Origin of the sequence: Brevundimonas sp. AAP58, from assembly GCF_001295975.1 — a bacterium.
Taxonomy (GTDB): domain Bacteria; phylum Pseudomonadota; class Alphaproteobacteria; order Caulobacterales; family Caulobacteraceae; genus Brevundimonas.
In genome coordinates this window covers 37,700-56,124 of record NZ_LJHU01000040.1, presented here as the reverse complement: position 1 = coordinate 56,124, position 18,425 = coordinate 37,700, and the positions used below count along the sequence as shown (strand labels likewise).

At 64.3% G+C, this 18,425-nt stretch carries 17 protein-coding genes; 6 read left to right on the top strand and 11 right to left on the bottom strand.

The annotated features are described in order from the left end of the window. Positions 1-1,371, bottom strand: a 1,371-nt coding sequence (locus tag IP78_RS05755; protein ID WP_054110748.1) for a CoA-acylating methylmalonate-semialdehyde dehydrogenase, incomplete at its 3' end; no start/stop codon positions are given. Positions 1,372-1,965: 594 nt separating this feature from the next. On the opposite strand from IP78_RS05755, the gene IP78_RS05750 reads away from it, so the two are divergent. From IP78_RS05750 to IP78_RS05735, 4 genes are read left to right on the top strand one after another with little or no spacing between them, the layout of a single operon-like run. After that, positions 1,966-2,550: a cytochrome c oxidase subunit 3 gene (locus IP78_RS05750; protein ID WP_054110752.1), complete on the top strand. Its 585-nt coding sequence runs from the start codon at positions 1,966-1,968 to the stop codon at positions 2,548-2,550. Between the two features lie 17 nt (positions 2,551-2,567). Continuing rightward, on the top strand, positions 2,568-2,825 hold the full coding sequence (locus IP78_RS05745) for a cytochrome C oxidase subunit IV family protein (protein WP_054110747.1): 258 nt from the start codon (positions 2,568-2,570) through the stop codon (positions 2,823-2,825). Positions 2,826-2,842: 17 nt separating this feature from the next. Continuing rightward, on the top strand, positions 2,843-3,547 hold the full coding sequence (locus IP78_RS05740) for a hypothetical protein (protein ID WP_054110746.1): 705 nt from the start codon (positions 2,843-2,845) through the stop codon (positions 3,545-3,547). Positions 3,548-3,566: 19 nt separating this feature from the next. Further along, a complete protein-coding gene (locus IP78_RS05735; RefSeq protein ID WP_054110745.1) occupies positions 3,567-4,403 on the top strand; it encodes an SDR family NAD(P)-dependent oxidoreductase in 837 nt (278 codons plus the stop codon). 73 nt (positions 4,404-4,476) lie between these two features. Here IP78_RS05735 and IP78_RS05730 read toward each other — a convergent pair whose 3' ends face one another. Together IP78_RS05730 and IP78_RS05725 are read right to left on the bottom strand one after the other, a co-directional pair. After that, positions 4,477-5,235 carry a hypothetical protein gene (locus tag IP78_RS05730; protein WP_054110744.1) on the bottom strand — a complete coding sequence of 253 codons (759 nt, stop codon included), beginning with the start codon at positions 5,233-5,235 and terminating at the stop codon, positions 4,477-4,479. Between the two features lie 74 nt (positions 5,236-5,309). Beyond that, a complete protein-coding gene (locus IP78_RS05725; RefSeq protein ID WP_197272388.1) occupies positions 5,310-7,757 on the bottom strand; it encodes a TonB-dependent receptor in 2,448 nt (815 codons plus the stop codon). Between the two features lie 146 nt (positions 7,758-7,903). On the opposite strand from IP78_RS05725, the gene IP78_RS05720 reads away from it, so the two are divergent. Both IP78_RS05720 and IP78_RS05715 read left to right on the top strand, forming a co-directional pair. Further along, positions 7,904-8,938 (top strand): AraC family transcriptional regulator, encoded by a 1,035-nt coding sequence (locus tag IP78_RS05720; RefSeq protein ID WP_054110742.1) that lies wholly within the window; start codon positions 7,904-7,906, stop codon positions 8,936-8,938. Between the two features lie 138 nt (positions 8,939-9,076). Then, entirely contained in the window at positions 9,077-10,243 is a 1,167-nt protein-coding gene (locus IP78_RS05715) for a phosphotransferase (RefSeq protein WP_054110741.1), read from the top strand. Here the strand turns inward: IP78_RS05715 and IP78_RS05710 are convergent. From IP78_RS05710 to IP78_RS05675, 8 genes are all read right to left on the bottom strand, one after another. Further along, the gene (locus IP78_RS05710; RefSeq protein ID WP_054110740.1) at positions 10,240-11,169 is read right to left on the bottom strand and encodes a 3-keto-5-aminohexanoate cleavage protein; all 930 of its coding nucleotides are present in this window, start codon (positions 11,167-11,169) and stop codon (positions 10,240-10,242) included. The two genes, IP78_RS05715 and IP78_RS05710, sit on opposite strands and share 4 nt — an antisense overlap. A gap of 83 nt (positions 11,170-11,252) precedes the next feature. Further along, positions 11,253-12,254 carry an alpha-ketoacid dehydrogenase subunit beta gene (locus tag IP78_RS05705; protein WP_054110739.1) on the bottom strand — a complete coding sequence of 334 codons (1,002 nt, stop codon included), beginning with the start codon at positions 12,252-12,254 and terminating at the stop codon, positions 11,253-11,255. 7 nt (positions 12,255-12,261) lie between these two features. Next, the gene (locus tag IP78_RS05700) at positions 12,262-13,245 is read right to left on the bottom strand and encodes a thiamine pyrophosphate-dependent dehydrogenase E1 component subunit alpha (RefSeq protein ID WP_054110738.1); all 984 of its coding nucleotides are present in this window, start codon (positions 13,243-13,245) and stop codon (positions 12,262-12,264) included. Between the two features lie 23 nt (positions 13,246-13,268). Further along, entirely contained in the window at positions 13,269-14,447 is a 1,179-nt protein-coding gene (locus tag IP78_RS05695) for an acyl-CoA dehydrogenase family protein (RefSeq protein ID WP_231680932.1), read from the bottom strand. Beyond that, entirely contained in the window at positions 14,444-15,325 is an 882-nt protein-coding gene (locus tag IP78_RS05690; RefSeq protein WP_054110737.1) for a CoA ester lyase, read from the bottom strand. Before IP78_RS05690 ends, IP78_RS05695 begins: the two co-directional genes overlap by 4 nt. Next, a complete protein-coding gene (locus IP78_RS05685) occupies positions 15,322-15,774 on the bottom strand; it encodes a MaoC family dehydratase (RefSeq protein ID WP_054110736.1) in 453 nt (150 codons plus the stop codon). The genes IP78_RS05690 and IP78_RS05685 overlap by 4 nt, the downstream gene beginning before the upstream one ends. Continuing rightward, entirely contained in the window at positions 15,774-16,973 is a 1,200-nt protein-coding gene (locus tag IP78_RS05680) for an acetyl-CoA acetyltransferase (RefSeq protein WP_054110735.1), read from the bottom strand. Before IP78_RS05680 ends, IP78_RS05685 begins: the two co-directional genes overlap by 1 nt. 12 nt (positions 16,974-16,985) lie before the next feature. Next, on the bottom strand, positions 16,986-18,425 hold the full coding sequence (locus tag IP78_RS05675; protein ID WP_082384874.1) for a 3-oxoacyl-[acyl-carrier-protein] synthase III C-terminal domain-containing protein: 1,440 nt from the start codon (positions 18,423-18,425) through the stop codon (positions 16,986-16,988).

Below are 18,425 nucleotides of genomic sequence, written 5' to 3'. Positions count from 1 at the left end.
GGCCGAGCGCTTCCAGCCGCCGAAGGTGTGATAGGCGACCGGCACCGGGATCGGGACGTTGATGCCGACCATGCCGACATTGACCCGGGCGGCGAAGTCGCGGGCCGCGCGGCCGTTCTGGGTGAAGATGGCGACGCCATTGCCGTACTGGTGACTTGAGGCGAGGCCCAGCGCCTCCTCGAAGTTGGCGGCGCGGACGATCTGGAGAACCGGGCCGAAGATTTCCTCCTTGTAGGACTCCATCCCGGCCGTGACGTGATCGAACAGGGACGGGCCGATGAAATAGCCCTTCTCGTGTCCCTGCAGGCTGAAGCCGCGGCCGTCGACGACCAGTTCGGCCCCGTCCTTGACCCCTTGCGCGATCCAGCCCTCGACGCGGGCCTTGTGCTGGGCAGTGACGACCGGGCCGTAGTGGGCCCCGGCGTCGGTCGAGACGCCGACCCGCATCGACGGGATTTCCGCCACCATCCGCTCGCGCAGCTCGTCGGCCGTCTTCTGGCCGACCGGCACCACGACCGGCAGGGCCATGCAGCGTTCGCCGGCCGAGCCATAGGCCGCGCCCGACAGGTCCTTAATGACCTGGTCCATGTCGGCGTCGGGCAGGACGATGCCGTGGTTCTTGGCCCCGCCCATGGCCTGGACCCGCTTATGGTTGGCGGCCCCGACCTGGTAGACATAGTGGGCGATGTCGGACGAGCCGACGAAGCTGACCGCATGGATGAGCGGATGGGTCAGGATGGCGTCGACTGCGGTCTTGTCGCCGTGCACGACGTTCAGCACCCCGGCCGGGGCCCCTGCCTCCATCATCAGCTCGCCCAGCCGCACAGGCAGCGAGGGATCCCGCTCCGACGGCTTGAGGATGAAGGTGTTGCCGACCGCGATGGCCACGCCGAACATCCACATCGGGATCATGGCCGGGAAGTTGAACGGGGTGATGCCCGACACCACCCCCAGCGGCTGGCGCATCGAATAGACGTCGATGCCGGGGCCGGCACCGTGGGTGTATTCACCCTTCAGGGCGTGAGGGATGCCGCAGGCAAACTCGATCACCTCGAGACCGCGCTGGATGTCGCCCTTTGAGTCCGCGATGACCTTGCCGTGCTCGGACGACAGCAGTTCGGCCAGCTCATCGATGTTGGCCTCGACCAGCCGCTTGAACTCGAACATGACCCGCGCGCGGCGCTGGGGATTGGTCGAGGACCAGCCCTCGAAGGCGTTCTGCGCGGCCTGGACCGCGCGGTCCATCTCCTCGACGGAGGCCAGCTGCACTCGTGCCTGGACCTCGCCCGTGTTCGGATTGAACACGTCGGCGTACCGGCCCGAGGCTCCCGAGAAGGAAGCGCCGTCGATGAAATGGTGGATCTCGCGCATGAACGGCTTTCATTGCTCTGATTGTCCGGGCCAAGTGATCATGGAGCCCGGCACCGGATTTCCCGTAAGCATGCATACTAGTCAACCCGCCTGTTTTCGGCCATCTTCGTCCAGCGAGACATCGGGACCATGCAGTGCCGATCCGCAGGGAAGGAAATCATGGCTCTAAATCCATCGTCCAATCGACCATTCACATCACTCGCGCGTCCGATCAAATCCGAGTCCAAACGTGACGCGATCCACCCCTGTCTCTGTTTGCTGGTCGGGATCGGGTTCATGTTCGGTCTGGGAATCGCGCTGCATTATCTGATGCTCGCGGCGTTCGGTGCCCTATTCTGATCCCGTTCAGCCTCGGCTCGGCCGACCGCTGAGCGAGAACGGCGTGCGCTGCGTCCGATCATAACCACCGGGTTTGACGACCGCCCCATCCTCAGTTCCAGAAAATCGGAGAGGCTTTGTCAAAATGGTATGCCAAGATACTATCGGAGCGCTCCAACATTGGACTGGCTGCTGGAAAAATGACTTGAGCGCGATCATCACCTCATGGCGGCAAGGCTCCCTTTGCAGACAGGTCTGTGCGGCGGGGTCCAGGCCATGAGCGCGGCGGGAGACGTGTCGGGCTTCAAGAAGGGTCGGGTTCCGGGTGAGGTCGGTCTCTGGATCCTCATATTTGGTGATCTGATCGTTTTTGGTTTGTTCTTCGGAACCTTCGCCTACTATTATCTCCAGCAACCAGACCTGTTTCGAGCGGCTCAGGGCGAGCTCAACCAAATCTTGGGGTTGCTGAACACGCTGCTCCTCCTGACAAGCTCATATCTTGTCGTAAAGGGGCTGAACGCCGCGCGCCGAGGAGAAGGGGTGCCTGCGCAGCGCTGGACCCTAGCGGCGATCGTGTTTGGTCTGGGCTTCGTCGCTGTGAAAGCGGTCGAGTACAGCGAAAAGATCCAGGCCGGAATTTATCCCGTCACAAATGATTTTTTCATGCTGTATTTCGGCTTCACGGGCATCCACCTGGGGCACGTGATCGTCGGCCTGGGGGCCCTGGCCTTTCTTCGCGCCCGACTGCCGAACATGGCAGAAAGCCAGAATTTCGCGATTGCCGAAGGCTGCACGATCTTCTGGCATCTCGTCGATGTCCTCTGGGTGGTGCTGTTTGCCATCTTCTATCTCCACCGGTGACCCCATTGCTTGATCGCTTGTCCGGACCCACGGCCACCTGGCTCCTGCTCATTGCGGCGACGCTCATCTCCTATGTGTCCTGGCTAGACGAGGACTGGGCTGATCCACGGCTGACGGGCTCGATCGTCGTGGCGATCGCCTGCGGCAAAGCCTGGCTGATCGGCATGCGCTTCATGGAGCTGCGCGAGGCGGTCTGGCCGCTGCAGCTGATCTTCAATCTCTGGACGGTCGGGGTCGGCGTAATCCTGATCACGATGTTCCTGCAAGCTGGATGAACCCTGTGAGTACCGACATGCCTGTTTCCTACAGTGCCCAGCGCGCCCTGATCTGGTGGGCCTTGAGCCTCCTGCTCGTGTTCATGGTGGCCTTCGTCTTTCTCATTCGGCTGGTCCCGCTTCCGCCCGCGACCTGGACCGCTGACCAGGTTGCCGCGTTCTACCAGGCGAACGGTGGGAGTGTTCGTCTGGGAGCCGTCATCGCGAGTTGGGTCGCTGGATTTATGGTGCCGTTGGCACTGGTGATTTCCGTTCAGATGCGTCGGCTGGAACAGGGGTGGCCACTGTGGGCGACCCTGCAGTTCGCGGGTGGCTGCCTGATGTCGATGTTCCTGGTGTTCCCGCCGCTGCTATGGGGTGTGGCCGCATTCACACCGGATCGACCGGCAGAAATCACGCTGCTGATTCATGAGCTCGCCAATCTGACTTTGGTGACCACGGATCAGTATTTCATCTTCCAGTTCGTCGCGATCGCTGTCGTCAGCTTGACCGCCAAGCATGACGAGATGTCTCCGTTCCCGCGGTGGTTCGGCTATTACACGATCTGGACCGCCTTCATGTTCGAGCTGGGGGCCTTCGGCTTCATTCCAAGGACGGGTCCTTTCGCCTGGAACGGCCTGTTCGTCTTCTGGATTCCCCTGTCGATTTTCCTCCTGTGGATCCTCGTGACCAGCTTCATGCTGTTTCGCGCCTTGAAGCGACAGGAAGCCGTATCCGCCTAAGCGAGAAGAGGCACGACGCATGCGCACCATGATGATCACCGGCGCGGGCCACGGTATGGGCCAGGAGCTGGCGCGGCGGGCAGGAGGGCGAGGCGACCGCGTCTTCGCGACTGTTCTGCCAGGCGAGGACACCGATGTCCTGGCGGCCTATCCGAACGTGACGCTTCTGACGCTGGATGTCGGGTCGGATCAATCCGTCGAGACGACGTTCGACGCCATCGATCGCCTGCTGGACGGTGTTCCCCTGGACCTGATCATCCATTGCGCCGGCGTCTCGCCGTCGGGGGCGCTGGAAGTCGAGTCGATCGCGTCTCTCGAGCGAGTGCTGAATATCAACACCCTCGGAACGGCCCGGATCCTGAGGAAGGCCCTGCCGCGCCTGCGCGGTCACGGCGGTCGGATCGTCCTGTTCTCTTCCCTCTGGGGCAAGGTGGCCGGGCCGATGTTGTCGGCCTATTGCGCATCCAAACACGCCATCGAGGCGATCGTGGACGCGACGCGACGCGAGACCCACGGGCAGGGCCTCGACATCATCCTGATCGAGCCGGGTGTGGTCCGGACCAATATGGTCGCGGGAACCGTGACGGGCTCACGCGCAGGCGCAGACGCGCTGCCAGCCGAGCATCGCGCAGCCTACGGGGATCTGTACGAGCGTTTCGCGCGCATGATCGAGCGCGAGTCCACCGGCGGGGTCAGCGTGGAGACCGCAGCTGACGTGATCGAGGGCGCGGCCTTCGCGCGTCGACCCAAGACGCGGTATCGGATCGGCATGGACGCCAAGGCGGTCGTGGGCCTTTCGCGGCTGCTGCCCGACCGGGGGTTTGACGCGGTCTTCCGCTCGATGCTCGCTCGCTGAGCGAAGGCTTTCAAGACCACGGCCCCCGGATGCGACGGCATCCGGGGGCCGGTCTTCAATCCGTGAGCCAGACCTATTGAACCGGCTGGATCCGGGGCGAGGCTACGCCTGCCGCCTCACGACGCTGGCGGCGCTCCTCGACAGCGACGGCGCGGAAAGTGACGACGGTCATCGTAACCATCCATCCAAAGAAGACGGCAACCGCGAACCAGAACGAGATGAAGCCGTCATAGGCGAACGGCCCGGTCTTGAAGAAGGCGATCAGGCCCGCCGGGAAGATCAGGAGGGCACTCCAGATGTTGTAGTAGCCGACCCATCGCGGGAAGATCCGCGGCGTGTTGTGGTCGTTGAACACCGCGGTGGCGATGATCACCATCCATACGGCGAAGGGCGGCCAGGTGAACAGCCAGTCGAACCAGACCCAGTCGTTCATCACCTGGATGATGCTCGGGTCGAGCGTCTCCGCGCGGAACGCGATGACCGCCCAGGTCATTGGGATCAGGATGAAGAACACATAGCCGCCGCCGATGTTCGCGATCGAGGCGTAGGTGAGAATGGGAGCGCCCTTCTCCATCTTGCGGATGAACATGGCGATGGCGATCGCCCAGGTGTTCCAGAAGGACCAGAAGATGCACTGGATCAGGGTCCCGATCTGAATGCCGGTCTTGTTGTCGATGAAGATGCGGGCCAGCGCTTCGGCGGACAGGGCGGGCGACGGCGGTGGAATAAACCGCATCAGATAACCCTGCGCGAAGAGCAGGGCGAAGATGACGGCCACGCCCGACCACAGAAAGACGCGCGTGATGGCGGGATTGATATCGGTCGACGACATAGCGGACAGACCCCAAAAAAATCGGGCGGCAACCGGTCACCGGCGGCCGCCCGAGGTTCAGGAAGGAAACAGCGTCAGAAGGTGTAGCGAAGCTCGACCGTGTAGGTGCGGGGATCGCCGGGGATGAGGGTGTTGATCTGATAGATCTCACCCGTCTGAAGGCCGCCGGCGTAATAGACCTCGTCGAAGGCGTTCTTCAGATTTGCCGTGAGCTCGATCCCGCGTGCCTCGTCCTCGATACCGAACCGGAAGTTGGCCAGGGTGTAGTCAGGAAGCGTTGTGCCAGCATTGTTCAGGGATCGAGGCGAGATTGTGCTTTCGGACTGATAGTAGACGTCGGCGTGGAGACGGAGCGTATAGGCTGCGCCCAGCGGAACGGTGTAGTCGACGAAGGCGGCTGCGCTTCGTTCGGGCGTGTCGGGCACCTGGTCGTACTGCACGGCCGATCCCAGCAGGAACACGTCCCCGTCGGTGAACTCCGCATTGGTGTAGTTGAAGTTGCCGCCGATCGTCAGGTCGTCGGTCAGGCCCAGTTGACCATCGAGCTCGAACCCGTAGATCTCCGCTTCAGGAACGTTCACCGTCACCGACGCAGGACCGCCGTTGACCACCCCGAAACCCGCACTCTGCCGGTCTTCGACCCAGTTGTAGAAAGCCGCGAAATTCACCCGGAACGGCATGTCGCCGAGTGAGCCGTTGTACTTCGCGCCCGCCTCGACGTCCGACACGCCTTCGGCTCCATAGCCGTCGCCGCCGATATCGGCGCCGCCCACGATCGGCGCGACGGTGATGTTGAAGCCGCCGCTCTTGTAGGCCTGTCGGTGGGTTGCGTACAAAAGCAGATCGTCGGTGGCCTGATACTGCACGCCGAGCGTGTAGCTGAACTTTTCAAACATCCGGCTCTGGTCGTAGTCAAAGCCCGCCGGGGCGGGATTGCCGAGCGCGAGGCGGAAGGTGTCGTCCTCGGCCACCTGCTTCCGGACTTCCTCGCTGGTGTAGCGCCCTCCAGCCGTCACGGAGAAGCCACTGTCGCCAAAGCCATAGGTGCCTTGAGCGTAGATCGCTGCGGTGTCGTTGCTGACCGTTCCGTGGTTCACCTGATCGATGCCACCAAACAGGATGTCGAACAGGAAGCTCGGCTGCCGCATCTCCTGCTCCTCGCTGGAGATGAAGGCGCCGATCACATAGTCCAGGCTGGTGTCGAAGGCGGTGCCGACCAGCTGGAGCTCGTTCGAGATCTGGGTGATGTCCTGCTGTGTGCCGCGCCGAGGGGCTCCCCGGTTGTTGGTTTGCGCGATCCCGAAGGCGGTCCCGTCCGCGTCCGTATTGGTGAAGCCGCTGATGTCGGCGTAGCCGAAGATGTTCTTGATCGTCGCATTGGGTCCGAGGTCGAGCGTCGACGTGTTGGTCACGACGAGATTGTCTTGTTCGGCCCGGTTCGCGCCATCGCTGTTGATGGTGAAGGGGTCTCTCGCCTGCTGCTCGGCGAGCGCCTGCGTCAGGCTGCTCGGTCGGCGAGCGTCGGAGAAATACCCGTTGTAGAAGTCTGTCAGGCCCGGGATCACCGGAGGCGGGCAGGGGGCGGCGACACCGGCGAACGCCTGGATCGTGCAGACGCCGGTGAAGAAGGCCGTCGGTGTGCGATTGCCGGCGTAGAGGAACTCGGTCGGCACAAAAGGAGCGCCGGCGCCGCCGGTGAACGGCAGGAGGCCCGAGATGATTCCGACCGTGTTTTCGCTGCTGGACTTGTAGTAGTCGACGACAAGGTCGTTGCGAAAGCTGTTGCCGAACTGCAGCGTCAGGCTGGGTCGGATGCCGAACTGCTCCTGATCGCCTTCCGTGCCGCCATCGAACAGGTTGTCCTGGAAACCATCGCGTCCGCGCGCGAACGCCGCGACGCGCAACATGGCTTGGTCACCGGCCAGCGGCACATTGACCGCCCCTTCGAGCTTGTAGGTTCCGTAGTTGCCGCCCAGGGCGCTGAGATAGCCCCCGAACTCCTCGCTGGGCCGGACCGTCGTGAACAGCAGTGCCCCGCCCGTCGCGCTCCGTCCGAACAGCGTGCCCTGGGGTCCTTTCAGGACCTGAAGCGACTGGAGGTCGTAGAAGGTGGACGCGCCGGCCGAGCCGCTGATCTGGACCTCGTTGAGGTAGGCCAGAACGCCGGGGCGGGTGTTCGAATAGGGATCCTGCGACTGCCCCCGCAGCGAGAAGTTCAGTTGGTTGGAGCTCTGGCCCGCGCGCACCTGAAGGCCCGGCGTCGCCTGGCGCAGGTCCGACTCGGACGTAATGTTGGCTCTCTGAAGGGTTTCCGCCGAGACGACAGCGACAGCGACAGGCGTGCGGGCCAGCGATGTGTCGCGACGCTGTGCAGTGACGATGATGTCATCGACCGAAGATGTTCTGTCCGGTTCCTGCGCGGCCTGCGGGCTGGTATCCGTGGGAAGGGGCGACTGCGCCGCAGCGGCTCCGGCACCCAGTACGCTGCACACGCTGCTCAACAGAATAATCTTGAAGCGCATCATTCCCTCCTGCGTTTCCCGACGGGCACATTGTGTGCTCTCACCTGTTAGTAAGCGTGCGTCCTAGTTGCGTCGCGGCCAACGGGGTGTCATATCCCGATCGCGCCATAGTTCATCCCGATCGCGCCATCCGAAGGGCGGCTGACATGCAGACGGTCCACGTTCGCCAGCTCAGGCGACGAAAGCTGGATCTCTATGCCGCCTTGCTCCCCGTGGACGCGCTCCCGCGTATGCCTTCGGATCTGGCCAACGACGCGGATTATGCCGCCTTTCTGATGGATGTCGCCCGGATCGCGCCGCCTGAGTTCGGGCTGGTCGTCGGGACGCGACGCCACCTGTCCGATCTTGGCGTCCTTGGCCATGTGACGATGAGCTGTTCGACCCTGCGTGAGGTGTTCCAGCTGTGGAAGATCTACGGCGAGTCGGCCGGCGAACTGATCCACATAGACGCCGAGTTCGAGGATGCTGGAGCGGGGGCCACCTGGTCGCTCAGCCTGTGCCCTTATCCATGGCTTCCGCGGCCCGTTTTCGAGCTCCTCGCGAGCGAACTGAGCGCAGCCTTTTTCGTGTTCGCGAGGGAGATCACCGGCCGGATCTTCCAGGACTTCGAGGTTCAGCTCCCTTCAGCCCCGATTGGCGGCGTGGACTACTCGACCTATTTTCCGGGGGCCTGCTCGTTCAATCATCGGGTCGCCAGGCTCGTCGGCCCGGCGAGCGCGATCGACCTTCCGGTCCTGCAACATTCTGTCGAACCTCTGGAGCTCCTGGTCGATCAACTCGGCGGCGATCCGCGCGAGCTGCAGCAGATCGGTCAGACCACGCTTCGCCTGTACGATTATTTCCTTCGGCTTCGGGGTCAGACGCCGACGCTGGCTGGCGCGGCGGCCGCGCTCAGGCTCAGCCCGCGCACACTCACACGCAAACTCGTCGGCGAGCAGACGACCTATGGCGCGGCCCTGGACGACTTCAGACGACGGTATGCGCTGACCCTGGCGCAACATGGCGGTCTTCGCGCCAAACAGATCGCCCACCTCGTCGGGTTTCAGTCAGAGAACGGCCTGCGCAAAGCATTCCTGCAGTGGACCGGGATGCCGATCGGAGCCTGGAGCCGTCAGGCGTTTGATCCGGCCGCGCCGCTGGACAAACAGCAGCGCAGGTTGTCGCCCGCCAGAACCCGGTGATCCCGCGCCGCCGTGCCGCGCTCGCGACGCATCAAGAGGGCGGCCTGAGTTGGCAAAACCCGAAAAGCTATTTAGGTAAGCATGCGAACCAGTTTGTGACGCTGCGGCGCGATCACGACGATCCATAGGGAAGCGACCATGACCGATACGACGGACACTCCGCAGGCGATGTTCGCGCGCGTTCAGGCGCTCTACGATGCAGAAGTCGCTGCCAATCGAACGGCTGTTACAGCGTCCGACGTGCCCCTCTCCTATGACGCCGTGACCGACGAATGGCTGACGGCCGCCTTGTGTTCGCGCGACCCCGACGCGCGGGTGGTTTCGCACAGATTCGGCCTGGTCGATGACGGCACGACCAACCGCCGGCGTCTCAGCGTCGAGTACAATCAGTTCGGCAGGGACTCTGGCCTGGTCGACAAGATCTTCTGCAAGGCCTCTTTCGGGGTCAGCAACCGGTTCTCTCTCGGCCCCGTCGGCGCTCTCGAGGCGGAAGTCGCCTTCTACAACCACGTTCGACCCCATCTCAGGCTGGAAGCGACCGAGGGCGTCTTCGCGGTGGTCAACGAAGCGTACAACTCGGTGATCATGCTTAAGGACATCTCCGATACCGTCACCGAGTTCTGCGATCACACCACGACGATGACCCGTGCCAGAGCGGAGAGCCAGATGCGAACCCTGGCGGCGCTTCACGGGGCCGGCGCATCCGATCCGAAACTCCTCGCGGTCCATGACAGGTTTAAGAGTTGGTACGACTTCTTTCACGGCACCAAGGGCTTCGGTCTCGACCAGGGCGCCAAGGCCGGCTTTGACGCGGGGCAGGGCATGATCCCGGCGCGCACCCACGCCCGGGCCCCGGAGGTCTGGCAGGCGACGGAGCGCGCCGTGGCCCGGTCGCACGAACGGCCCAGGACGATCACACACGGAGACGTGCACCTGAAGAACTGGTACGTCGCGGGCAGCGGTGAGATGGGCCTGTCCGACTGGCAATGCACGACCGTCGGCCACTGGGGACGCGACCTTTCCTATACCCTGGGGACCGCCCTGACGATCGACGATCGCCGTGCGTGGGAACGCGATCTGATCGATCTCTATCTCGAAGAGCTTGGACGCCACGGCGGCGCCGTGGTCCCGTTTGAAGAGGCCTGGACGATCTACCGCGAACAGATGCTTCCAGCCATGGCGTGGTGGACCGTCACTCTGAACCCGGCGCCTGGAATGCCCGAGATGCAGCCCCGGCCGACCGCCGTGGAGTTCGTGACCCGGTTGGGCACGGCCATGGACGATCTGGATTCATTGGACGCCTAGAAGCCGGTGCGGTCGGCGCCTTTCAGTTCGAGAAGGGCGCGGGCCTCGTCAGGGCTCGCGACCTCCAGTCCCAGTCCCTCGATGATCTTGCGGACCTGGGTGACCTGGGCGGCATTGCTTTCGGCGAACCTGCCCTGGCCGATCCACAGAGAGTCTTCCAGGCCCACGCGCACATGGCTCCCCATCGCCGCGCCCATCGCTGCGATGGGCATCTGGCTGCGCCCAGCCCCGAGGACAGACCATCTGTAGCTGTCGCCGAACAGCCGGTCGGCGGTCCGCTTCATGTGGAGCACCTCTTCAGGATGGGGGCCGATGCCGCCCAGTAATCCGAACACCGTCTGGATGAACAGGGGAGCCTTCACCAGACCCTCGGTCCAGAAGTAGTGCAGATTGTGCAGGTGGCTGGTGTCGTAGCATTCGAACTCGTAGCGGGCGCCGGCGTCGTTCAGCGTTTCGAGGGCATAGCGGATGTCCTTGAAGCTGTTTCTGAAGACCAGATCATGCGAGCCCTCCAGCATGGCCGGCTCCCACTCGTGCCTGAAGTCCTTGAACCGCTTCAGCATGGGAAAGAGTCCGAAGTTCATCGATCCCATGTTCAGGCTGGCGACTTCGGGCCGCCAGACGGCGGCCGGCTTCACCCGTTCCTCGACGGACATATAGGGCGATCCGCCGGTGGTCAGGTTCACGACCACATCGCTGCGTTGCTTGATGATTTTCAGGAACGGTTCGAAGGCTTCGGGGGATTGGTCCGGACGACCGTCGACGGGGTCGCGCGCATGCAGATGGACGATGGCGGCCCCGGCCTCGGCGGCGCCGAGGGCGGCCTCGGCGATCTCTTCGGCCGTGACCGGAAGGAACGGGGACATCGAGGGTGTATGGATCGACCCGGTCACTGCGCAGGTGATGATCACCTTGTTGCTGGCCATGCTGACTTTTCCTTGGTGGCTGCCGTGCTTCTGGGCGCAGTCCTCAGCCGCAGAACCGCGGACGGTCCTGCGGCTGCCGACGTCTAGTGTGCGGCGACCATTGCCTTGATCGTGGCGACGATGTCGTCGGCGGACGGGGCGAACGCCGTCTCAAGAGGCTTGGAGTAGGGGACGGGACAGAAGGCACCACCGAGACGCTTCACCGGTCCCTTGAGCTCGTCCCAAAGGGCTTCGTGCAACGTCGAGGCAATCTCCGCCCCGATGCCGAACTCCCGGACCGCCTCGTGGACGATCAGCGCCCGTCCGGTCTTCCTCACCGCCGCCAGCACCGTCTCACGATCCCAGGGCGCTATGGTGCGCAGATCGATCACCTCGACGGAAATGCCGGCGTCGGCCAGCGTCTGGGCGGCCACCAGACTATGACCGACCATCAGGGAATGGGTGATGATCGTGACGTCCGTCCCGGCACGCGCCACACGCGCCTTGCCGATCGGGATGGCTTCGAACGTAACCTCCGAAGGCGTCCAGTAGCTCGGCAGGTTCTCGATGAAGATGACCGGATCGTCGTCCTCGATCGCCGCCCGCATCAGACCATAGGCGTCGTTGGGGTTCGAGGGGGCGACGACCTTGATGCCGGGCGTGTGTGCGAACCAGGCTTCGAGATAGTCACTGTGCTGGCCGCCGGTGCCGAAGCCGGATCCGGTCATCGTGCGGATGACGATCGGCACGTGAGTCTGGCCGCCGGACATGAACCGCAGCTTGGCGGCATGGTTGGTGATCATGTCCATCGCCACGGTGACGAAGTTCATCAGCATGATCTCGGCGACCGGGCGGTAGCCGCAGATGGCCGCGCCGATCGCCGCGCCGATGATCGCCTGCTCGGAGATCGGCGTCGACTTGACCCGGTCATCGCCATATTTGGTGGACAGGCCCTTGGTGACGCCCATCACCCCGCCTTCCTCGCGGTCGCCCACCTCCTCGCCCAGGGCGAGGACCTTCGGATCTGCGGCCATGGCGTGGTCCATGGCCAGGTTGACGGCCTGGATCAGATTGATCGACTGGGGTTGGATCTGGGTCTCGGTCATCGGGCCCTCAGGCGAGTTCATGGGCGAAGACGTCGCGCTTCAGCTCGGCGACGTCGGGAAGATCGGCGGAGAAGGCGGCGATCACGGCCTCGTCGATTTCGGCCTTGATGGCCGCGTCGATCGCGTCGAGTTCGGCTTCCGTCGCCGCGCCGCGTTCGATCACGGTCTTGCGCAGCGCGGGCACGGGATCCTTGCTTCGCGCCGTCGCGATCTCGTCCTTGGGAATGTAGTTGCCGGCGTCTCCGACGAGGTGCCCGTTGAAGCGGAACGTCATGGCTTCGATCAGTGTCGGACCTTCGCCGGCGCGAGCCCGTTCGACCGCGAGCCTGGCGACACCGTACATGGCGTCAGGGTCATTGCCGTTCACGGTGACACCGACCATTCCGTAGGAGGCGGCGCGATCCGAGATCCGCGCGATCAGGGTCGAGTTCGCAAAGGTCGTATGCTCTGCATAGAGGTTGTTCTGGCAGAGGAAGATCACCGGCAGCTTCCACAGAGCCGCCATGTTCAGCGACTCGTGGAAGGCCCCGATGTTGGCGGCCCCATCGCCGAAATTGGCGACCGCGACTGTGCCCTTGCCATCCAGCTTGGCGGCCCAGCCAATCCCGGTCGCGATCGGCATCGAGGATCCGACGACGCCGGTCGTGACCATGCAGCCGGTCTCAGGATGGGTCAGGTGCATCGTCCCGCCCTTGCCCTTGCAGCTTCCCGTGATCCGCCCCGCGAGTTCGGCCCAGAGCGGCTTGAGGGGAAACCCCTTGGCCAGCATGTCGTGGGTGCCGCGATAGATGGTGACGATCTTGTCGTCGTCGGTGAGGCTGACCGACAGGGCGGAGGGAATGATCTCCTGACCCGCCGGCGAGTAATAGGGCGTGACCAGTTTGCCGGCCATCATCTCCTTGATAACCCGTTCGTCGTTGTGGCGGATCAGGGACGCTTTTCTGTAGATGTCCAGAAGCGTCGCATTGTCCGGCTTCGGATAGTTATCCATCAGACTATCTCCTCCCTGAGTTTCTATGTTGGACGAAACAGATCCCGCGCGATGATCTGTTTCATCACCTCGTTGGCCCCGCCCGCGATGCGTGAGATCCGCGCGTCGACGAAGGCCTGGGCGATGGGATACTCATTCATGTACCCGTAACCGCCGAAGAACTGCAGACACTGGTCCACGACCCGGCCGTTGAGTTCCGTGATCGTGAGCTTGATCTTGGAGGCATCGACTGCCGTCAGTTTGCCGTCCATGAAGCGTCGAATGCCCCAGTCGACGAAGATGCGACCCTGGCTGATCTCGGCCGCCAGCTGAGCCAGCACGAACTGGGTGTTCTGCATGTCGCCGAGCTTTCCACCGAACAGCGAGCGCTCCTGGACGTAGTCGATGGTCCAGCCCAGAGCGGCCTCGCAGGCGGTGATGCCCTTGACGCCGACGGACAGTCTTTCCTGGGCAAGCTTGGTCATCAACATGCTGAAGCCTTGTCCCTCCGCGCCGAGACGATGCGCGACAGGGGCGATGGCGTCGTTGAAGAACAGCTCGGAGGTGTCCTGGGCCTTGAGCCCGATCTTCTCGAGCCGCTTGCCCCGTTCGAAGCCGGGCTGGTCGGCCTCGACCGCGATCAGACTGACACCGCGGGCCCCGGCATCGGGATCGGTCTTGCAGGCGAGCACGAGAATGTCGCACTGGGAGCCGTTGGAGATGTAGGTCTTCTGACCGTTGATCCTGTAGGTGTCGCCATCGCGAACTGCGGTTGTCCGCAGCGCCTTGAGATCACTGCCCGCCCCGGGCTCGGTCATGCCCAGCGCGCCGATCGCCTCGCCGGTGACCATGCGAGGCAGCCAGGCTTCCTTGAGGGCCTCGTTGCCCCAGGCGAGGATATAGGGGGCGACCATTTCGGAGTGCACCATGAAGCCCGGCCCGGTCACATTGGCACGGGTTATCTCCTCGATGACCACGACAGAATACAGCCAGTCGGCGCCGATCCCGCCATAGGCTTCGGGAATGGTCGGGCACAGCATTCCGATCTCGCCGGCCTTGAGCCAGGCGTCTCGCGGGACGATGCCGTCCTTTTCCCATTGGTGGTGCGAGGGCTTGAGCTCGGTCTCGACGAAGCGGCGCACGGTCTCGCGAAAAGCGTCGTGGTCCGCGTCGAACAGATCGCGTTCGACCAGACTGCCACTGACATGTGCGACCGACATCATGACGCGCTCAAGCCGAGAGTGCGGCGCGCCTGCTTGAGATGGGGGATATCGTACATCTTGCCGTCGAGCCCGACGGTGCCGACGTCGGGTTCCGCCTCAAAGGCGGCGACGACCCGCCGCGCGAAGGCGAGCTCCGCTTCGGAAGGCGAAAACCCGGCGTTGATCGCCGCGACCTGGGCGGGGTGGATCGCAATACGGCCTGAGAACCCTTCGGCGCGCGCGGCCTGGCAGGAGGCGCGCAGTCCGTCCTCGTCGCGAAAATCGACATAGAGGGTCTCGATGGCGGGAACCCCGGCGGCATGGGCCGCGAGCAGGGTCTGGGCGCGGACCATCCGATAGGTGAAGGCCCATCCTCCCGCGGGGGCCAGATTGGTGCTGGCCCCGATCGCGGCGGACAGGTCCTCGGCCCCCCAGGTCAGGCCGGCCAGACGCGAGAGTGGGATCCTGGCATAGTCACCCAGCGCAAACGGCGCGATCGCGGTTTCGGTCGCGACCGGCAGGATGCGGATCGAGCCCGGCTCGATGCCGGCCTGGACTTCAAGCGCGTCGAGATAATGCGACAAGCGCTCGACGTCTTTCGGTCCGTCCGCCTTGGGCAGCATCAGTCCGTTCGGCCCGGCCGCGACGACGGCGGCGAGGTCCGCGAGCGCCAGGTGGGAGTCCAGGGGGTTTATCCGCACCCATAGCTGGACGGATCGCGACGGGGATGGACGATCATGGAGGAATGCCGAGACCATCGACCGCGCCTGGACCTTGTTCGCGGGCGCGACCGCGTCTTCTAGGTCCAGGATCACCGCGTCCGCGCCGCAGTCGTCCACCTTCGACAGCTTTTTCTCGCTGTCGCCGGGGATGAAGAGCCAGGAGCGCAGAGTGGTCATGTCGGTCGCCTGCGCTGCAGCCCGGTACGGCGACAGGAGGCGACCAGCTCGCCGCGCTGGTTGTGGGCCCGGTGAATGAAGGTGACGATCCCGGCCTCGGGTCGCGATTTCGAATCGCGCAATTCAGCGACTTCGGTCTCGACCGACAGGGTGTCGCCGATGAAGACCGGCGCGGGAAACCGCACCTCGTCCCAGCCCAGATTGGCGACAGCGGTGCCGAGCGTCGTATCGCCGACAGAGATGCCGACCATCAGCCCCAGGGTGAAGGTCGAGTTGACCAGGATCCGGCCGTAGTCGCTGTCCTTCATGTATTCGGCATCAAGGTGCAGTTGGGCCGGATTGTGGGTCAGGGCCGAGATCAGCAGATTGTCGGTCTCGGTGACGGTCCGCCGCATGGCGTGCTGAAACGTCTGACCGACCGTCAGATCCTCGAACCAGAGACCAGCCATCAGTTCATCAATCCCAGGATAGAGATGGCGGCCACCCCCTGATAAGGCACGCCGCCCAGGTTGTGGGTCAGGCCCATGGACGGATCGGCGAGCTGCCGCGCGCCGGCGCGGCCCAGGAGCTGACTGTAGACCTCATAGGCCATCCTCAGCCCCGAGGCCCCGATCGGGTGTCCAAAACATTTGAGTCCGCCGTCGATCTGGCAGGGAACCGCTCCATCCCGGTCGTACTTCCCGTCGAGAACATCGAACACGGCGCGGCCGTCGTCGGACAGGCCCAGATCCTCCATGGTCACCAGCTCGGTGATCGAGAAACAGTCGTGCACTTCGGTCAGCGACAGCTGGGTGCGCGGATCATCGATCCCCGCCTCCCTGTAAGCGCGGGCTGCTGCGGTCCGGGTGTTGGGGACATAGCTGCCATCCCACTGGTTCATCTGGGTCTCGCGGCCCGAGCTGGTCGAAAGCTGAAGGGCCTTGATGGTGACGACGTCGCGCTTGCCGAGCGCCCGGGCAATCTCGGGGGTCGTGACGATCGCGCAGGCCGAACCGTCTGAAACCCCCGAACAGTCGAACAGACCTAGGGGGTCCGAGATCATCGGGGCGTTCATGATGGTCTCCATCGAGACCGCCTTCTGGAAGTGAGCCTTTGGACTGTGCACGCCGTTCTGGTGGCTCTTCCACGAGACGTGGCTGATCGCGCGCTTCATGTCTTCCTTGGACGTTCCGTACCGGGCGCGGTAGCCGGATGCGAGCTGGGCGAACCCGGCCGGGGCGGACCCCATCGGCATCCAAAGGTCGTTGAAGGTGCCCTTGAAGGCGGGGGGCAGGCCGCCATAACCGGTGTCCTTCAGTTTTTCCGAGCCGATCGCCAGGGCGATATCGACCGCACCGCTGGCGACTGCATAGGTCGCGCCGCGCAGGGCCTCCGTGCCGGTGGCACACATGTTCTCCATCCGGCTGACGGGAATGCCGTCGAGACGAAGCGCGGTTGCGGCCGGGATGGAGGAGTTGCCGACGTTGATCGCGTCGCCGTAGCAGCCGAACCACGCCGCCTCGATCTGGCTGCGTTCGATCCCGGCGTCGGCCATGGCCTCGTCGAAAGCCTCGCGCATGAGATCCGGCGATCCGGCGTCCCAGCGCTCGCCGAATTTGGAACAGCCCATCCCCAGGATGGCGACCTTGTCCTTGATTCCTGTGGCCATGCGTTCGCTCCCTCAGCCCGCCGAGACCGGGGTGGATTTCCAGAAGTATCGATTGTAGCCGCGCTGCCGGTCCTTCTCCTTGATCCGAAAGACCATGCGCAGCGGCGTGCCGGACTCCAGTCCGGCCGTCCCGACATCGACCATCTCCATCTGGACGCGGGCGCCGTTGTCGAACTGGACAAAGCCGACATAGAGCGGCGGGGAGGGATGATAGGAGAGCCAGTCCGCCGTGGAGGTCAGGACCTTGGCCGGTTCGTCACGGAGCGAGACCGGCGTCATCGCCTCGCCCGGGGCGTGGCAGGAGACGCAGTACTGGAGCTGTGGAAACTGCACCGTCGCGCAGCTCGGGCACCGTCCCGCGTGAAACCCCTCCATCTGGCCGGCCGCGCGGTACTGCTCGGTCAGGACGGTCTTGCCGCTCTTTTCGGCGCGCATACCCCATTCCATCTCGATGCCCTCCGCAAAGGACAACATCTGCAGATAGCTGTCCGTCGGCACGGCGTCGGCCACAACCTGCGCCACACCGCGTGCGGGCCGGGCTCCAGGCAGCGCGTCTGTCGCCTCAAAGATCAGGGCGTCGGCGCCCTGGCCAAAGCCGATGACCAGCAGCCGCTCGCCCGGCGCGGCGGCCTCCAGGGCATGGGCGAACATCAGCAGGGCGTGCGCCGCGCCGCTGTAGCCGACACCGTCTTCCAGCCCGCTCGCCACGACGCCTTCGAACCTCAGTTTCCTGGCCACGGCATCGGCAGCACCCTTGAGATACGAGGGCATCACGAAATGCTGGATGTCGCCGATGGTCAGGCCGGCGTCGGCGAGGGCGGCGGCGACCACGGCGGGAACGATCCGGCCATAGCCTTCATCGCGCACCCAGCGCTCTTCCCAGCTGTAGTCGCTGTCGGCACCGGACGGACGGAAATGGTCGACGAAGACCTCCGTGATGCTGGCAGACCCGATCAGCCGGGCGACGATCGCCTCGTCAGAGACCAGGAAGGCCGCGGCGGCGGCCCCGAAGCCGAGTTCCTGGACGCTTGCGGGCTTGGCGGCGGGATTGTCGGAGCCGATCACCAGGGCGGGCTCGGTGCCGCGCAGCGCCTGCAGCAGCGCCGACGTCCCGGCGCGCTGCGATCCTGAAGCGTCGGAGCTGGAGAGGGAAGCCGGCGCGCCGATCGCGCCGGCGACGATGGCCGCGTTCTGGAGATCGGCATAGGGCAGGGTGGTCGAGGCAAGCCGGATCGCTCGAAGATCCGTCGCGCCTCTCGACCCCAGGGCATTGCGCGCGGCTTCCACCGCCATGGTGATGGCGTCTTCATCCCAGCTGGTGAAGGCGCGGCTGCCCCTGGCGGATGATCGAAGGCCGGGCATGGCCCAGCGGTGCGCCTCGGCGATCAGGTTTCGGTCGATCCGCAGGCGCGGGACGTAGGCTCCGAAGGCAGAGATCCCCAGTTCGGTCAT

Coding starts and splice junctions, on each gene's coding strand:
- IP78_RS05750 (WP_054110752.1), top strand. CDS start 1,966: ATGAGCGCGGCGGGAGACGTGTCGGGCTTCAAGAAGGGTCGGGTTCCG.
- IP78_RS05740 (WP_054110746.1), top strand. CDS start 2,843: ATGCCTGTTTCCTACAGTGCCCAGCGCGCCCTGATCTGGTGGGCCTTG.
- IP78_RS05735 (WP_054110745.1), top strand. CDS start 3,567: ATGCGCACCATGATGATCACCGGCGCGGGCCACGGTATGGGCCAGGAG.
- IP78_RS05730 (WP_054110744.1), bottom strand. CDS start 5,235: ATGTCGTCGACCGATATCAATCCCGCCATCACGCGCGTCTTTCTGTGG.
- IP78_RS05725 (WP_197272388.1), bottom strand. CDS start 7,757: ATGCGCTTCAAGATTATTCTGTTGAGCAGCGTGTGCAGCGTACTGGGT.
- IP78_RS05720 (WP_054110742.1), top strand. CDS start 7,904: ATGCAGACGGTCCACGTTCGCCAGCTCAGGCGACGAAAGCTGGATCTC.
- IP78_RS05715 (WP_054110741.1), top strand. CDS start 9,077: ATGACCGATACGACGGACACTCCGCAGGCGATGTTCGCGCGCGTTCAG.
- IP78_RS05710 (WP_054110740.1), bottom strand. CDS start 11,169: ATGGCCAGCAACAAGGTGATCATCACCTGCGCAGTGACCGGGTCGATC.
- IP78_RS05705 (WP_054110739.1), bottom strand. CDS start 12,254: ATGACCGAGACCCAGATCCAACCCCAGTCGATCAATCTGATCCAGGCC.
- IP78_RS05700 (WP_054110738.1), bottom strand. CDS start 13,245: ATGGATAACTATCCGAAGCCGGACAATGCGACGCTTCTGGACATCTAC.
- IP78_RS05695 (WP_231680932.1), bottom strand. CDS start 14,447: ATGATGTCGGTCGCACATGTCAGTGGCAGTCTGGTCGAACGCGATCTG.
- IP78_RS05690 (WP_054110737.1), bottom strand. CDS start 15,325: ATGACCACTCTGCGCTCCTGGCTCTTCATCCCCGGCGACAGCGAGAAA.
- IP78_RS05685 (WP_054110736.1), bottom strand. CDS start 15,774: ATGGCTGGTCTCTGGTTCGAGGATCTGACGGTCGGTCAGACGTTTCAG.
- IP78_RS05680 (WP_054110735.1), bottom strand. CDS start 16,973: ATGGCCACAGGAATCAAGGACAAGGTCGCCATCCTGGGGATGGGCTGT.
- IP78_RS05675 (WP_082384874.1), bottom strand. CDS start 18,425: ATGACCGAACTGGGGATCTCTGCCTTCGGAGCCTACGTCCCGCGCCTG.